Origin of the sequence: Pseudomonas sp. C2B4, assembly GCF_013359695.1 — a bacterium.
Lineage (GTDB): Bacteria > Pseudomonadota > Gammaproteobacteria > Pseudomonadales > Pseudomonadaceae > Aquipseudomonas.
Genome location: NZ_JABFMU010000061.1, coordinates 21,249 through 36,672, shown reverse-complemented (window position 1 = coordinate 36,672; position 15,424 = coordinate 21,249). Strand labels below are relative to the sequence as shown.

At 61.6% G+C, this 15,424-nt stretch carries 10 protein-coding genes; 2 read left to right on the top strand and 8 right to left on the bottom strand.

What is annotated here, in order from left to right; translation table 11 throughout:
- Nucleotides 1-71: 71 nt before the first annotated feature.
- Together HNQ83_RS26350 and ccoN are read right to left on the bottom strand one after the other, a co-directional pair.
- Nucleotides 72-293, bottom strand: coding sequence for a cbb3-type cytochrome c oxidase subunit 3 (locus HNQ83_RS26350; RefSeq protein WP_175391750.1), 222 nt, complete (start codon nt 291-293; stop codon nt 72-74).
- Complete coding sequence (ccoN, locus tag HNQ83_RS26345) at nt 293-1,720, bottom strand: cytochrome-c oxidase, cbb3-type subunit I (protein ID WP_175391748.1); 1,428 nt, start codon at nt 1,718-1,720, stop codon at nt 293-295. The genes HNQ83_RS26350 and ccoN overlap by 1 nt, the downstream gene beginning before the upstream one ends.
- A 381-nt stretch (nt 1,721-2,101) precedes the next feature.
- On the opposite strand from ccoN, the gene HNQ83_RS26340 reads away from it, so the two are divergent.
- Together HNQ83_RS26340 and HNQ83_RS26335 are read left to right on the top strand one after the other, a co-directional pair.
- A complete protein-coding gene (locus HNQ83_RS26340) occupies nt 2,102-3,775 on the top strand; it encodes a nitrite/sulfite reductase (protein WP_175391746.1) in 1,674 nt (557 codons plus the stop codon).
- Complete coding sequence (locus HNQ83_RS26335; RefSeq protein WP_175391745.1) at nt 3,772-4,251, top strand: DUF934 domain-containing protein; 480 nt, start codon at nt 3,772-3,774, stop codon at nt 4,249-4,251. The genes HNQ83_RS26340 and HNQ83_RS26335 overlap by 4 nt, the downstream gene beginning before the upstream one ends.
- 123 nt (nt 4,252-4,374) lie before the next feature.
- Here HNQ83_RS26335 and HNQ83_RS26330 read toward each other — a convergent pair whose 3' ends face one another.
- From HNQ83_RS26330 to HNQ83_RS26305, 6 genes are all read right to left on the bottom strand, one after another.
- Nucleotides 4,375-6,747, bottom strand: coding sequence for a tetratricopeptide repeat protein (locus HNQ83_RS26330; protein WP_175391743.1), 2,373 nt, complete (start codon nt 6,745-6,747; stop codon nt 4,375-4,377).
- A 288-nt stretch (nt 6,748-7,035) separates the two neighbouring features.
- The gene (locus HNQ83_RS26325; protein WP_175391741.1) at nt 7,036-9,549 is read right to left on the bottom strand and encodes a fused MFS/spermidine synthase; all 2,514 of its coding nucleotides are present in this window, start codon (nt 9,547-9,549) and stop codon (nt 7,036-7,038) included.
- 195 nt (nt 9,550-9,744) lie between these two features.
- Entirely contained in the window at nt 9,745-11,319 is a 1,575-nt protein-coding gene (locus tag HNQ83_RS26320) for an arylsulfatase (RefSeq protein WP_175391739.1), read from the bottom strand.
- A gap of 75 nt (nt 11,320-11,394) precedes the next feature.
- Nucleotides 11,395-12,423, bottom strand: coding sequence for an HAD family phosphatase (locus HNQ83_RS26315; protein ID WP_175391737.1), 1,029 nt, complete (start codon nt 12,421-12,423; stop codon nt 11,395-11,397).
- A complete protein-coding gene (locus HNQ83_RS26310) occupies nt 12,420-13,847 on the bottom strand; it encodes a BatD family protein (RefSeq protein WP_175391735.1) in 1,428 nt (475 codons plus the stop codon). Before HNQ83_RS26310 ends, HNQ83_RS26315 begins: the two co-directional genes overlap by 4 nt.
- Nucleotides 13,844-15,424 (bottom strand): VWA domain-containing protein, encoded by a 1,581-nt coding sequence (locus HNQ83_RS26305; protein WP_175391734.1) that lies wholly within the window; start codon nt 15,422-15,424, stop codon nt 13,844-13,846. The genes HNQ83_RS26310 and HNQ83_RS26305 overlap by 4 nt, the downstream gene beginning before the upstream one ends.

Sequence of the window (15,424 nt, the reverse complement as noted above, 5' to 3'; positions counted from 1 at the left end):
TAGCGCCCGATTGAAGTGTCCAAAATCATTAGGCCAGTTCAGGCTCGCTCCTACAAGGGATGGGGCTTGAATCAAATCTCGAGGTTGCCCCAACCCGGTTTCGGCTCTTCCGGCGCCACGGCATGGATGGTCTTGCCGGTAGCCGCTTCCACCCGCCGCGCCACCTCCGGGTCATCGGCAAATGGCATCAGGCTGGCCTCTTCAAGACTTTCAGCGGTCTGATGCTTCAAACAATATTCGACCGCCAGCCAAAGGCTCACCGCCCCCAGAACGTTCAGTGCGATTTCGATCATCAGGCTATCTGCGCCTCAAGTTCTGCCATTTTCAGGTCCGACACTCGCACCGTACGCCACACGTTGTACGCCATCACCAGCATGCCAGTGAGGAACAACACGCCACCGGCAAAACGCACCACGAACCCCGGATGGCTGGCCTGCAAGGCTTCGACGAAGGAGTAGGTCAGCGTGCCGTCGTCGTTGATGGCGCGCCACATCAGGCCCTGGGTGATGCCGTTGACCCACATCGAGGCGATGTACAGCACCGTGCCGATGGTCGCCAGCCAGAAGTGCAGGTTGATCAGCGGCGTGCTGTGCATCTGCTCACGGCCGAAGACTCTCGGCACCATGTGATAGGTCGCGCCGAAGGTGATCATCGCTACCCAACCCAATGCCCCGGCGTGTACATGGCCAATGGTCCAGTCGGTGTAGTGGGAGAGGGCGTTGACGGTCTTGATCGCCATCATCGGCCCTTCGAAGGTCGACATGCCATAGAAGGCCAGGGACAGGACCAGGAAGCGCAGGATCGGGTCGGTGCGCAACTTATGCCAGGCGCCCGACAGGGTCATCATGCCGTTGATCATCCCGCCCCAACTCGGGGCCAGCAGGATCAGCGACATCGCCATGCCCAGCGACTGCGCCCAGTCCGGCAGCGCGGTGTAGTGCAAGTGGTGGGGACCGGCCCAGATGTACAGGGTGATCAGTGCCCAGAAATGCACGATCGACAAGCGATAGGAGTACACCGGTCGGCCCACTTGCTTGGGCACGAAGTAATACATCATGCCGAGGAAACCGGTGGTCAGGAAAAAGCCCACGGCGTTGTGGCCGTACCACCACTGGACCATGGCGTCGGTGGCCCCGGAATACACTGGATAGGACTTGAACCAGTCCACCGGGATCGACAGGTGGTTGACCACATGCAACATCGCGATGACGACGATGAACGCGCCAAAGAACCAGTTGCCCACGTAGATATGCTTGGTCTTGCGTTGCACCACGGTGGTGAAGAACACGATGGCATAGGCCACCCAGACCACCGTCATCCACACCGCGCCGGAGAACTCGATCTCGGCGTATTCCTTGGTGGTGGTGTAGCCCAGCGGCAGGCTGATCAGCATGATCACGATCACCGATTGCCAGCCCCAGAAGGTGAACGCGGCGAGTTTGTCCGAGAACAGCCGCACCTGGCAGGTCCGCTGTACCGCGTAATAACTGGCGGCGAACTGCGCGCTGCCGGCGAAACCGAAAATCACCAGGCTGGTGTGCAGCGGCCGCAAGCGGCCGAAACCGGTCCACGGCAGGTCGAAGTTCATCTGCGGCCATACCAGTTGCGAGGCGATCCACACGCCCATCGCCATCCCCACGACGCCCCAGACCACGGTCGCCACGACGAATTGGCGGACGACCTTGTAGTTATAGGCCTGTCCGTTAGTTGTTGTGCTCATGCTCAATGCTTCCACGGTTGCAAAGTCGGGCAACTGTAAAACATCGGTCAATTCAAAACAGACTCAGGAAAAGGTCATTTATGCGGATCAGATCTGCAGCGAGGCGAGCTACGCAGCGCTACCTCTGATACGGTTTTTTCATGAATAGCTGAATCTGTAATGAAAATCAGCGCGGGTCCATAGTCGCTACCTCGAAACGAGCCGCAGTTGATGCAGTCCAGGCGAGACCCAGACCCTGTGGGAGCGAGCCTGCTCGCGAAGAGGCCAGCACATTCAACATCGATGTCGCCTGACACTTCGCCTTCACGAGCAGGCTCGATCCCACAAGTGTCGCGCCAGGCATCAGCAATAGAGCCCGATCAACCCTGATGAGGTAGCCAGATGTATCAGTACGACGACTATGACCGGGCGCTGGTGTTCGAGCGGGTTGCGCAGTTTCGCGATCAGGTCGAACGCTTCATGGCCGGTGAGCTGAGCGAAGAAGAGTTCCTGCCGTTGCGCCTGCAAAACGGCCTGTACATGCAGAAGCACGCCTACATGCTGCGGGTGGCGATTCCCTATGGCACGCTCAGTGCCCGGCAGATGCGCACGCTGGCGAGCATCGCCCGGGATTACGACCGCGGCTACGGCCACTTCACCACCCGGCAGAACATGCAGTTCAACTGGATCGAACTGGCTCAGGTGCCGGACATCCTCGAGCGCCTGGCGGAAGTGCATATGCACGCGATCCAGACTTCCGGCAACTGCGTGCGCAACATCACCACCGAAGCCTTCGCCGGCGTCGCGGCGGACGAAATGATCGACCCGCGTCCGCTGGCCGAGATCCTGCGGCAATGGTCGACCATCAACCCGGAATTCCTGTTCCTGCCGCGCAAGTTCAAGATCGCCATCTGCTCCGCCGAGCAGGACCGGGCGGCGATCATGATGCATGACATCGGCTTGTATCTTTATCCCGGTGAAGACGGGCAAATGCTGCTGCGGGTGATCGTCGGTGGCGGCCTGGGGCGCACGCCGATCCTTGGTTTGCAGATCCGCGAAGGCCTGCCGTGGCAGCATTTGTTGTCCTATGTCGAAGCGGTGTTGCGCGTGTACAACCGCCATGGCCGACGGGACAACAAGTACAAGGCGCGGATCAAGATCCTGGTCAAGGCCCTGGGTATCGAGGCGTTCGCCCGGGAAGTGGAGGAGGAGTGGCAGTACCTCAAGGACGGCCCGGCGCAATTGACCCGGGATGAGTTCGAGCGCGTCGCCAGTGCCTTCGTCGCGCCGGATTATCGCGAACTGGCCGGCACCGATCTGCAGTTCGGTACCCATATGGCGCAAAACCCGGCGTTCGCACGCTGGGTGTTGCGCAACGTGCAGGCGCACAAGGTGTCGGGTTATGTCAGCGTGGTGCTGTCGACCAAACCCGGCATCAGCGCGCCACCGGGCGATGTCACCACGGCCCAGATGGAAGCGATTGCCAACTGGTCCGAGCGCTTCGGTTTCGGCGAAATCCGCATCGCCCATGAACAGAACGTGGTCCTGCCGGACGTGCCCAAGGCAGATCTGTTCGCACTTTGGCGCCTGGCCTGCGAGCACAATCTGGGCAGTGCCAACGTCGGCTTGCTCACGGACATCATTGCCTGTCCCGGTGGCGATTTCTGTGCGCTGGCCAACGCCAAGTCGATCCCGATAGCCCAAGCCATTCAGGCCCGTTTCGAAGACCTCGACTACCTGCACGACCTGGGCGATATCAGCCTCAACATCTCCGGGTGCATGAATGCCTGCGGCCACCACCACATCGGCAATATCGGCATCCTCGGGGTCGATAAGAACGGCAGCGAGTGGTACCAGATCACCCTCGGCGGCGCCCAGGGCAAGCACAGCGCATTGGGCAAGGTCATCGGCCCGTCCTTCAGCGCCAGTGAAGTGCCCGACGTCATCGAGCGCATCATCGAGACCTTCGTTCGTTATCGCGAGAGCGAGGAACTGTTCGTCGACACCTTCCATCGCATCGGACTTGAGCCGTTCAAGGAGTCGGTCTACCCGAAAGCGCTGGAGGTGTCGGCATGAACAATCTGTTGCGACTGGAGGAGGGTGTGGCGCGGATTGTCGCTGATGATCCCTGGGTATTGATCAGGGATCTCGAGGCCGGGTTGCCAGCCGGTCAACTGATTTTGCCGCTGACCCGCTGGCTGGAGAGCCCGCAGCCACAGGGCGTCTGGCTGGGACCGGACGACGAAGTGGAAAGCCTCAAGCCATGGTTGGCCCAACTGCCATTGATCGCCCTGGATTTCCCGAGCTTTCGCGATGGACGCGCCTACAGCCAGGCGTATTTGCTGCGCACCCGTTTGGGCTGGACCGGCGAGCTGCGCGCCATCGGTGATGTGCTGCGCGATCAGCTCAGCCACATGCGCCAGTGCGGTTTCGACAGCTTCGCGGTGCGCGAGGACAAATCCGCCGAGGATGCGTTGAAAGGGCTGGCGGGGATGAGTGTGTTGTACGGGCGGTCGGTGATTGAGCCGCGACCGTTGTTTCGGCGGCGGTGACATTCCCCCACCTGACCTGTGGGAGCGAGCCTGCTCGCGAAGGCGACAGCACATTCAACATTGATGTGACTGACACACCGCTTTCGCGAGCAGGCTCGCTCCCACAAAGGATCTAACCCCCGATCATTTCAACGCCGGATCGCCCATGTTCATTTTCTTCCAGCCCTGCAGCAGCACCTGTGCCTTGGGTTCCTGCCCGTTGTTCAGGTAGTACTGGATCAGCGCCAGGCGAGCATTGCGGTTGGTGGGTTGCACTTTCAGCAACTTCTCCAACTCCTCGCACGCCTCGTCCACCTTGCCGCTGTCATGCAGTGCCACCGCCAACACGTAACCGTACTGCGCGGTCTGCGGTTCCAGTTGCGCGGCTTTGCGCAGGAATGGCATGGCCTGCGCGGATTGACCGGCGCGCACCAGTGACAAGCCCTGGGTGTGTTGCAGCAGGGCGGCGTCGGGATGTTCCTTCAGGCTTTGCGCAAGCAGCGCCCGGGCTTCCTGGCTGCGGCCATTGGCTTCCAGCCATTGCACCAGCGTCACCAGGGCCGGGTAGAAATCCGGATCACGCTGCAGCGAAGTCCGCAGCAGCGCCTCGACCTCGCCATTGCGACCGCTGGCCTGATACAGCATGGCCAGGTTGAGATTGGCTTCGGCGCGCTCGGCCAGGCTGCGTTGCACGGCCTCGTATTCGGCGATGGCACTGTTCCAGCGGTCTTGTGCCGTGCCAAAACCGTTGCGCGCCACGCCGAGCAAGTCCCGCGCTGCGGCGATGCGCACCGCTTTTACCGGGTCGCTCAGTAACGGCGTCAACAGCGGTGCACGCTCCGGCGGGGGCAAGAAGGCGCTCACCGCGTGCACGGCGCTTTCACGCACTTGCGGGGCAGGGTTCCCCAGGTCTTTGGTGGCCAGTTTCAGCGCCTGCTCGCTGGGGTACGACGGCAGTTCGGTGAGCAGGGTCGCCCGTTGAATCGCCGGCAGGTTGCTGCGTTGCAACTGCTCGTACAAGGCTTGCGCCGCACCCGGTTGACCAGTGCGAATCAGCCACAGGCTTTCATCGTAGCGTGGCGCTTGAGCGGTGCCGGCGTTGGCGGTGTTCCACAATTTGAACTGCTCAGTGACCTTGTCCCCGGCCTTGCCCTGGTGGCAGGTCAGGCAGGCGTCCGGCGTGCCGAGTTTTTGTGCACGCTCGGGGTTGGGGATGCTGAAGCTGTGGTCATGGCGGAAGTCGTTGCCCATGTAGAACTTGCCGGGCATGTGGCAATCCACGCACTGCGATCCCGGTTGGCCCATGGTGTGGCGGGTGTGTTCAATGGAATCGTAGTTTTTCGCTTGCAGCCCCTTGCCATCGACGCCTTCGACCGAGGTCTTGGCCGCGGTGTTGTGGCATTGCAGGCAGACGCCGTTGCCTTCGGCCTTTAGCTGGGTGCTGTGGGGGTTGTGGCAATTGCTGCAACGCACGCCTTTGTCGAACATTTTGCTTTGGGCAAAGGAACCGTGTTCGAACACCTCATCCTTGATCTTGCCATCGAGGGCATACAACTCACGGGTCAGGGTGCTCGGCAGGTAGTCATCCATCAGGCGCTTGCCGACGGTGTAACCATCGCCCAACGGTGCGCGGCGGGCGTGGCAGCGGGCGCAGGTTTCGATTTCGACGGTGGCGTTCTTGTCCTTGAGGTCGACGGCAAATCCTGAGTGGATCAGGTCGGTTTTTTTCGCCGTCCATTCCAGATGATTGGAGGCCGGGCCGTGGCAGGCCTGGCAACCGACACCGAGGCTGTTCCACTGGCTGTCGAAGGTGTTTTTTGCCGCATCGAAATTGCGCTTGTAACCGGTGGTGTGGCACTCGACGCACATGAAATTGGCGTTCTGGCTCGGTTTGCTCCAGTGCAGCGGGTCCTTGAAGGTGACGCCCTGGCCCGGATACAGATGAAACCAGCGATGTTTCTCGGTATCCCAGGCCACGCCCAGGGCCTGCAAGCGCCCGTCGCCGACCTCGATGAGATACTGCTGCAACGGCGCGATGCCAAAGGTGTAGGCGACCTTGAAATCGGCGTTCTTGCCGTCGATGCCGGGGGTGTTGACCCAGAATCCACCGTCCTTGCGCGAGAAACGGGTGGTTTCGCCTTCCGCCTTGAAGGTGACGTTGTTGAAGTCGCCGAGCAGGGTTTCGGCGTTGGCTTCCTGCATCGCCAATTGGTGATGGGAGCCTTGCCAGTCCTTGACCTGGGCGCTGTGACAGCCTTGGCATTGTTGCTCGTCGACCATTTTCGCCGGTGCGGTTGGCGCGGCGACGGCCACCGGTGGCGGCTTGACCGGTTGAGCGGCAGGTGGGCTGGCGGGCGCGTAAGTCGTCGGAACCGGTTGGCTGCTGAACAGGAACCAGCCGATACCCGCGACAGCCAGGAGCAGGGCGCCGATGGTGACGGGAAACAGGTAACGGTTGATCAGGGTCGGTTGCGAATCAGGGTTTGGGGTTACCGCTTTATTTTTATCTTTCGGCATTGCGACTTCCGTAGTCCAGGTGCGTTTGCCGTCAGGCGCGCGTTCATGCTCGATGCAGCTTTGCCGGATGGCCGGCGTCTGTCAAATGACGGTTGTGATCGGTTGTGCAGCTTTGGATGAAAATGGCGAATTTTGCGAGCGCCGGGCGCTTTTTGGCTGTTCATCTTCTTGTGCGGCGAGGCTGATGACCTCTTCGCGAGCAGGCTCGCTCCCACAAGGAATCTGTTTGTTCCGCAGATCTACTGTGGGAGCGAGCCTGCTCGCGAAGGCGGCCTGGAGGGCGCTACATCACTCCCCGACAAACCACCGGTAATACGGATTCCCGCCATCCCCAGCCATCACCTCGCGAATGTCCCGCCCCCAGGCATCACGATCTCCGTCGTAGGCATGCAGGCTCGCCCGATAGAATTGCATCAGGCGTTGGCGGTGCGCATTCATGCGCTCATTGAACCCTGCGTCGGCATTCACCAGCGGCGGCGCTGTGTGCAGGTCCAGGAGAGTCGGGAGCACCCGGGTGATTTCCTTGGCCCGAACCCAGGGGGCGTATTCGATGCGAGGTTGATCATCGGTCACCGCTGGCGCGTCGGCGGCGAAGCGTTCCAGTCCGGCGCGATCGGTCACCCAGGTCGCGAGCAACGCGGCAGCCGAACCGATGCCCACATCCTGCAAGGTGCCGCGAACGCTGTCCTGCTGGAAGCGTTGGCTGATTTTCCCGGCATCCAGTTCGATCGGCTCCAGCGAGCCCACCAGCAGCATTTCGTGGAATTCACTGGTCCACAACGTGGCATAGGGGAAGACATCGAGGAAGCTGCGCACCAGTGAGCGCGAGTCGTCGATATTCTGCGTCGGCAGCGGCAGCCATTGGGCGACCAGACCCTGTTTCTGCAAGCGACTGGCGGCCAACTGATAGAAGTCACGGGAGTACAGATTGACCACGCCGGCCGCGGAGGGCGGTGGCGGCTCGAGGGTGATCAGGTCATAGCGCTGCGGATTGCGCAGCAGTTCCTGACGACCATCACGCAGACGCACGTCGACGCTCGGGTCGGCAGCAGCATTGAAATTACCCTTGAACAACGGTGCGGCCTTGACCACCGATGGCAGCAATTCAGCAACGACCCGATGCTCCAGCCCCGGATAACGGGTCAGGGCGCCGGCAGTGATGCCGGTGCCGAAGCCGATCACCAGTGCCGAACGCGGCTCGGCGTTGTGGATCAGCAGGGGCAACAGCGCCTGGATGCGCATGTAGCGCAGGGATGGCATGGCGTCGCCGGTGTTCGAGACGCCCTGAATGTACAAACGCTGGAACGCCTTCTGTCCCTTGCCCTGGGTGACCACGGCGACGGTACCCCCACGTCCTTCCTCGTAGAAGGCCAGTGTTGCGTTACGCGCGCCGGGCAGCAGGCTGGCCAGTTTGTCCACGGGGGGCAGCAGCGCCACGGCCACTGAAAGTAAACCGACCGCCACCACGCCCTGACGCCGGCCTTTCTTGACGCCATGTCCCTTGCGCACCGCGAAGTAGCCAATCCCGGCGGCGATGATCGCCAGCAAGCCAAGGGTACGCACCAGCCCCAGCAGCGGGATCAGCACAAACCCGCAGAGCATCACGCCGATGATCCCGCCCAGGGTGTTGAAGGCCACCACTTCCCCGACATGGCGCCCGACGTGCTCGCGACCGACGCTCAAGCGCAGGGCCACGGGAAACGCCGCGCCGAGCAGCACCGTCGGCACGAACACGATGCTCAAGGCCGCCACGGCAAAGCGTGCGCTCATGCCCGCCAACTCACTGGCCCCCAGCGACAGCACCCAGGCTTCGACCACGCTTTGGGCGAGCACCAGCCAACGGCCGAGCAGGGCGATTTCCAGCAGGGCAACCAGTCCGGCACCGGCAATCAGCAATCCGAACACGCCCCAGGGATCGCGCAGGCGATCGACGCGACGGGAGAGCAGGGCGCTGCCGAGAAACAGGCCGGTGAGGTAGGTCGCCAGCACCACGGCGAATGCATAGGTGCGGGTGCTCATGAACTGCACGATCGATTGCGACCAGACCACTTCGTAACCGAGGGCCACGCCACCGGCAATCGAGTACAGCCACAAGGCCAGGCGATCCGGCGCCTTGTCGGCGTGGGGTCTGCTCGGCGCGTCAATCGATAGCGGACGCTGGCGCTGGAACCACAGGGCACCGGCGGCGGCCAGCAGGTTGAACATGGCGGCGGCCAGGGCACTGCCGCGTACGCCCAGGGCGGCAATCAGCACGAACGCGGCAAGCAGGGTGCCAGCGATGGCGCCGGCGGTGTTGGCCGCATACAGGTGGCCACCAGCCTTGCCCAGTTGTTGCGGGTCAGCCGCCAGCGAGCGCACCAACACCGGCAGGGTGCCGCCCATCAGCAGTGCCGGAAGGCCGACCAGGGCAAACGGCAACACCCAGGCCAGCAGGCCGATCTGTTGTTCCAGCCAGGCAAATGGCTGTGCCGCCAGGCTCATGGCGAAGGTCGCGCCGACACCAAGCACCGCCACCAGCACTTCCAGCCCGGCATACAGCAGGACCGGTTGCTGCAAGCGGTCGGCCCAGCGGCCGAACCACAGTCCACCCAGGGCCAGGCCCGCAAAGAACGCGCTGATCCCGGTGGTAATGGCGTACACCTCGACGCCCACCACCAATGACAGCTGCTTGATCCACAGCACCTGGTACACCAGCGCCGCGGCACCGGAGACGAACAGCAGCAGGGCGGGGATCATCAGCGCCGGGGAGGCGATGCGGGGAGCGGGTATGGCCGACGACTTGCTGGCGACACGTGAGGACATTGCCGATTGCCTTGTTCCGGTTCAAATACATCAGTGACTGCACCGGCCCCTTCGCGAGCAGGCTCGCTCCCACAGTAGATCTTTGGTGAGCGGAAAATCCCTGTGGGAGCGAGCCTGCTCGCGAATGAAGTTAACGCGGTCTCCAATGGAAAATTAGGCCGCTCGCCAATGAAGGCGAGCGGCGGTCACGCGGTGTTACTTGGCGTTTTTCATTTTTTCTTCGATTTTCTTGTCAACTTCACTTTGTATCTGGTCGATGCTGAAGCTCGCCGGGCGCTGGCTAGGCGGGTAATCAACGAAGGTTTGCAGGAACCCTGCGGCCTTTTGGGTGGCCTGCATCAGCAAGTAGTCGTTCTTGGTCAGCCAATCATAGTATTGGTCAGACACGACGTCGGCACGCTCATACGGGTCCATTCTCAGGTTGAAGAGCTTGGGTACACGCAGACAGGTAAAGGGTTCGCTCCACACCTTCAGACCGCCGGGTGCGCGCTGCTCGCAATAAACGATCTTCCAATCGCCCATCCGCATGTTTACCAGCTGACCATCATCGCTGAAATAGAAGAACTCGTTACGCGCACTCTTGTCGGTCTTGCCAGTCAGGTAATCCAGCTGGTTGTACCCGTCCAGATGCACCTTGAAGTTTTTCCCACCGACGTCAGCCCCTTTGAGCAGGCGATCCTTGATATCGGTATCGCCGACAGCGGCCAGCAAGGTCGGGAACCAGTCCAGCCCGGAAAACATCTGGGTCGACACTTCGCCAGGTTTGACATGTCCAGGCCAGCGGATCATCGCCGGTACCCGGAAGGCGCCTTCCCAGTTCGAGTTCTTCTCGTTGCGGAATGGCGTGGTCGCTGCGTCCGGCCAGGACCATTGGTTCGGACCGTTGTCGGTGGTGTAGACCACGATGGTGTTGTCGGTGATCTTCAGGTCATCCAGTGTCTTGAGCAGCTTGCCCACGTCGCCGTCATGCTCGAGCATGCCATCGGCATAGTCGTTGCCAGGCATGCCGCTTTGGCCTTGCATGGACTCACGTATGTGAGTGAAGGCGTGCATGCGGGTGGTGTTCATCCAGACGAAGAACGGTTTGTCCGCCTTGGCCTGTTTCTCGATGAACGCCTGGGCAGCGGCAGTGGTTTCGTCGTCGATGGTTTCCATGCGTTTTTTGGTCAACGCACCGGTATCTTCGATCTTGCCGTCGGCAAAACTGTGGATCACGCCACGGGGAGTGGCCGCCTTGAGAAATGCGGGGTCATCTTTGGGCCAATACGGACGCTCTGGCTCTTCCTCGGCATTGAGGTGGTAGAGGTTGCCGAAGAACTCGTCAAAGCCATGGTTGGTGGGCAGGTACTCGTCCTTGTCCCCCAAATGGTTTTTGCCGAACTGACCCGTTGCGTAACCCTTGGCCTTGAGCGCCTGGGCAATGGTCACGTCCCTGGCCTGCAAACCTACCGGCACGCCCGGCATGCCCACCTTCGAAAGGCCGGTGCGCAATGCAGACTGGCCGGTAATGAAAGTCGAACGTCCCGCCGTGCAGCTGTTCTCCGCGTAGTAGTCGGTGAACATCATGCCTTCTTTGGCAATCCGGTCGATGTTGGGGGTCTTGTAGCCGACCACGCCGAAAGAGTAGGCACTGATGTTGGTCTGGCCGATGTCATCGCCGAAAATGACAAGGATATTGGGCTTATCGGCGGCCCCGGCTGTCGCCGAGAACGCCATGACCGAAGCCGCCAGCAAAGCCGCCCTCGGTATCCACTTGCGTATGCCAGTCATATGACTTGCTCCTTTTGCTCGCTTGCGTCGCGTGATGCGACAACCGTTCGTTGCAGTCCTGCTTTACGCTTTCCTCTATTGCACTTGCCCGGTGGTGGCGGCATCGAAGGGATAGATCCGGCGCCATTCGGCGGCCATGTCCACAACGGTCCAGCCACGGCTGTTTGCTTCGTCCAGGGCCTTGTCCAGGCGACCGATCTTCGATTCGCGGTCGTAGGCCCATTCGCGTTTGGCGTCGGTGTGATGCACCAAACCCATGAAACGTTTTCCCGGTCCCGCAGCGGTCCACTGCAGCATCTGCAGGTCGCCGTCGGAGTTGCCGAACGCCAGAATCGGCCGCCGTCCGATCACGGCTTCGATGCTGACCGGTTTGCCCGGGCCGTCATCGTTGTGGGCCAGTTTCGGCGTGCGCAGGATCGAGGCCTGGCCATCCTTGTAATCAAAGGTGGTGACAAAGGTGGTGCCAATCACTTGCTCGGGCGGAACGCCATAGACCTTCTCGGCAAAAGCACGCATGAACCCGGTTTCGCCACCGGAGACGATGTAGGTCTTGAAGTCCTGGCTGCGCAGGTAGTCGAGCATTTCCAGCATCGGCTGGAAGATCATTTCGGTGTAGGGCTTGCCGGTTTTCGGGTGGCGGGCCTGGCTCAGCCAGGTCTTGGCGTAGTCGTCGAAGGCTTCGGTGGTCATGCCGGTGTGGGTGGCGGCGAAAATTTTCATCAGGCCGTCCATGCCGGTCGCTGCCAGGGCCTGATGGTCGTCTTCCAGCACCGCCTTGAACGGTTGGGTGGTTTTCCATTCCGGGTGTTGCGCCGCTGTGCGCTTGACTTCGTCGAGGGCGAACAGGAACTCGAAGTACATCGGCTGCTCGCTCCACAGCGTGCCGTCGTTGTCGAACACGGCGATGCGCTCTTCGGGTCTGACGAAATCCTTGCTGCCTTGATCGGTCACGGCCTGAACGAACTCGATGATGTTCTTTTTCGACGGGCCGTCGTTCCACGAGGGTAACGGTTCGGCCGCCTGAACCAGCAACGGCAGACTCAGGGCCAGCGTCAGCAAAAACTTCAATCCGTGATGCTGGCGGATCGATATCGGGCTAATCATGGAACATCCTTCTCGTGTACAGGGTTCAGGGGGCGCAGTGCGGGAGCGACTGATTCTTGGTTGGGTTCGACCTGACTATGCAGCGTAGTCAAGGAATCCTTGAGTTGTTGCAATGCCAGATCTTTGGTGGGTTCACGGCCATAACAGGCGCGTAACAGGGCCTGCAGGCGCGGGCCCAGACCGGTCAATTTCAGGCCTTTGCGACTGCGGCGGGTCCATAGATAGAGGGCGCTGAACTGTGGCGGTTTGCTATCTAGTTGGGTCGGGATTTGCCGCCAGGCGTAGTCGGCCGATTGCAGCCAGGCCATGTGCCGGGCGCGACGCCGGGCCTGCCAACCGAGGTAGACGCGGTGGATCAGCGGCCGCGCAAACCACACCAGCAGCGCCACGCCCAACAGCAGTGCCAGCAGGCCAAGGGCCAACCCCGAGAGGTGCAGGCGGTGTTGCTGGCCAAGTTTCTTAAGGTCTTCGCTGATGGAAAACACCGGCCGATAAGCGCTATTGGCCACGGCGTCGATATCCACGGCGGGGACTTGCACGGTACGGGTCTGCTGACTGCTGGCATCCCACCATTTCAATTCAATGGCGGGCAAGGTGTGATGGCCTTCGCGGTCGATCCGGTAAGTGACGCTGTCGACGCGCTGGCCACCGGTGAAGTGGCCGCGCCCGTCGTCCAGGGTGCTGACCTGCGGCGCCTTCGGGTAACGGCTGAGGCCACTGACATCGCCCAGTGCTGGCGTCGGCAACGACATGGCCAGGGCGCCGTCGGCTTGCAGGGTCAATTGCCGGGTCAGGCTGTCGCCGACTTTCAATGGCGTGGCTGGCTGGATGATGTTTTGGGTGAAACGCAGCGCCTGTGCGACCAGCACCGGCTCACCGGGCTTGAACCCCGGTGGTTGCGCCGCGGTGAAATGCAGCGGTTGGCTTTGCGCACTCAGTTCCGTAGTGGCCTGGCCCGGGGTTGCACGAACGGTCAGGGCGGGGATCTCGAAATCCTGCGCGACATTGGGTGTGATCAGGTAACTGAAACGCATGCCGTTGAATGATTTGCCGTCGAGGGTCTGGTTCAGGTGTTCGGCATGACCGTCCGGTGGCATCACCAGCGCCCCCGACAGTTTCAGGTCGGGCAGGGTGGGGGCGTCGGTGAACCAGGTGTCGGTGAGGATGTCGAGTTGCAATTCGACGAGGCTGCCGACCATGGGAGCCGTTGTCGGTTGCAGGCGGGTTTGGACCCTTAATTCGGGTTCGGCGGCGAGGGTGGCTGTGCTGATCAGGCACAGGAGCAAGGTGCCTAAATATGTGGTGAGTGATCTGGCGTATTCGCGAGCAGGCTCGCTCCCACAGGGGATTTGCGGTGCACATACGTCCAATGTGGGAGCGAGCCTGCTCGCGAATGGCGCGACTCGGTTTACCAGACGAATCATGGTTTAGCCCCCGCCTGATCCTGCAAACTGAACTTCTGTTTCAGGAACTTCGCCGGTGATGTGCTCAGGTTCTGCAACCACTGTTCATCCGACGCCGCCTGTTCGATCTGCAAGGCCTTGCTCTGGCCCTTGCCCGGCGCCTTGTCCATTTTGATGTCGTCGGGTTTGGTTTCGGGGGCGTTCTGTTCAGCGCTTTCGGTGTCTTTCTGCAAGGCGATGGCCAGGGCGAGGTTGGCCGTGGCTTCAGGGAATTGCGGTTGCAGCTTCAATGCCTGGGTGTAGGCCGCAATGGCCTGGTCGAACTTGAAGCGCCGCACATAAATGTTGCCCAGATAGAAATACGCCTGGGGTGTTTGCAGGCGGGCGAAGCTGGCCAGCGCCAGGTCGAAGTCGGCGGCGTTGTAGGCGGCGATGCCTTTCCAGTAGGGGTCGGAAAAGTGCGCGGCGGCCTGGGGGAAGTGTTCGTGTTCGAAGGCCCAGCGGCCTTGCTGGTCGGGGGTGAAGAATGCATCGGTCAGCCCGTTGGCGTGCGCGGGTGCCGGTTGCAGGCCAAGGCTCAGGGCCAACAGCAAGCCGGGCATCCAGTTCAGGCTCCAGCCCTTGCGCACACTGAAGAAGGCAATCAACAGCAGTGGCCAGCACAACCAGTAACCGGCGTCCTTCCAATGCAATTCACGCTGTTCGTCGCTGGCGCTCTGGAAATGCTGCTGGGCATGCAAGTCGACCCAATCGAGGTCGTCGTTGTTAAGGGTCAGGCTGCCCAGCGGCGCATCCACCGCCGAGGCCAACTGTTTGAGCGCCGCCTGATCGAAACTCCCTAGCGCCGGGCGCCCGTTGCTGTCGGTGCGGGGCTGGCCGCTGGCGTCGCGGATGATGCCGCCGTCTTCACTGCCAACCGCGAGGATCAGGACCTGCAGGGCACTGTCGTCCAGCTGTTTATCCAGGCCGGCCAGCCCCGAAGTGTCGGCGCCGTCGGTGATCAAAAGCAGGGTGCCGGGGGATTTTTCGGCGGCCAGCAGGCGTTTGGCCTGGTCGATGACCGCGCCGACATTTTTCCCTGGCTTGCCGATCAGGTCGGTGCTCAAAGCCTGGATAAAGGTGTCGAGCAAGGCAGGATCATCCGTTGCCGGGAGTACCAGGTGCGCGCTGCCGGCGTAGGCGATCAGCGCATTGCGCGCGCCGGCGCGACGCTGGATCAGGTCATGCAACTTGTGTTTCGCCGCTTCCAGGCGCGAGGGTTGCACATCGGTGGCGTCCATCGACGGCGACAGGTCTATTGCAATGATCAGCGGTGCACGGTTTTCCAGAAAGTCCGGCCGATCCTGCTCCCAGGTCGGCCCGGCGGCGGCCAGTGCACCCACGATCAGCAAGGCGCAAACCAGGTGCACCGGGCGCAGCCATTGCCGGTCCTGCGGGGTAATCAGCAGGTGCGGCAACAAGTGCTCGGCGATGTTGCCGCGCAAACGCCGTTGCAGGTCGCGGCTGCGGCGCCAGAGCAGTGGCAGCGAGGCGGCGAAGGGCAGCAACAACAGCCACAGCGGACGCAGGAAGTGGAAGTCGCTGAGATTGATATCCAT

Bases quoted from the DNA above. Each gene is read 5' to 3' on its own strand.
- HNQ83_RS26350 (WP_175391750.1), bottom strand. From the start codon at position 293: ATGATCGAAATCGCACTGAACGTTCTGGGGGCGGTGAGCCTTTGGCTG.
- ccoN (WP_175391748.1), bottom strand. From the start codon at position 1,720: ATGAGCACAACAACTAACGGACAGGCCTATAACTACAAGGTCGTCCGC.
- HNQ83_RS26340 (WP_175391746.1), top strand. From the start codon at position 2,102: ATGTATCAGTACGACGACTATGACCGGGCGCTGGTGTTCGAGCGGGTT.
- HNQ83_RS26335 (WP_175391745.1), top strand. From the start codon at position 3,772: ATGAACAATCTGTTGCGACTGGAGGAGGGTGTGGCGCGGATTGTCGCT.
- HNQ83_RS26330 (WP_175391743.1), bottom strand. From the start codon at position 6,747: ATGCCGAAAGATAAAAATAAAGCGGTAACCCCAAACCCTGATTCGCAA.
- HNQ83_RS26325 (WP_175391741.1), bottom strand. From the start codon at position 9,549: ATGTCCTCACGTGTCGCCAGCAAGTCGTCGGCCATACCCGCTCCCCGC.
- HNQ83_RS26320 (WP_175391739.1), bottom strand. From the start codon at position 11,319: ATGACTGGCATACGCAAGTGGATACCGAGGGCGGCTTTGCTGGCGGCT.
- HNQ83_RS26315 (WP_175391737.1), bottom strand. From the start codon at position 12,423: ATGATTAGCCCGATATCGATCCGCCAGCATCACGGATTGAAGTTTTTG.
- HNQ83_RS26310 (WP_175391735.1), bottom strand. From the start codon at position 13,847: ATGATTCGTCTGGTAAACCGAGTCGCGCCATTCGCGAGCAGGCTCGCT.
- HNQ83_RS26305 (WP_175391734.1), bottom strand. From the start codon at position 15,424: ATGGATATCAATCTCAGCGACTTCCACTTCCTGCGTCCGCTGTGGCTG.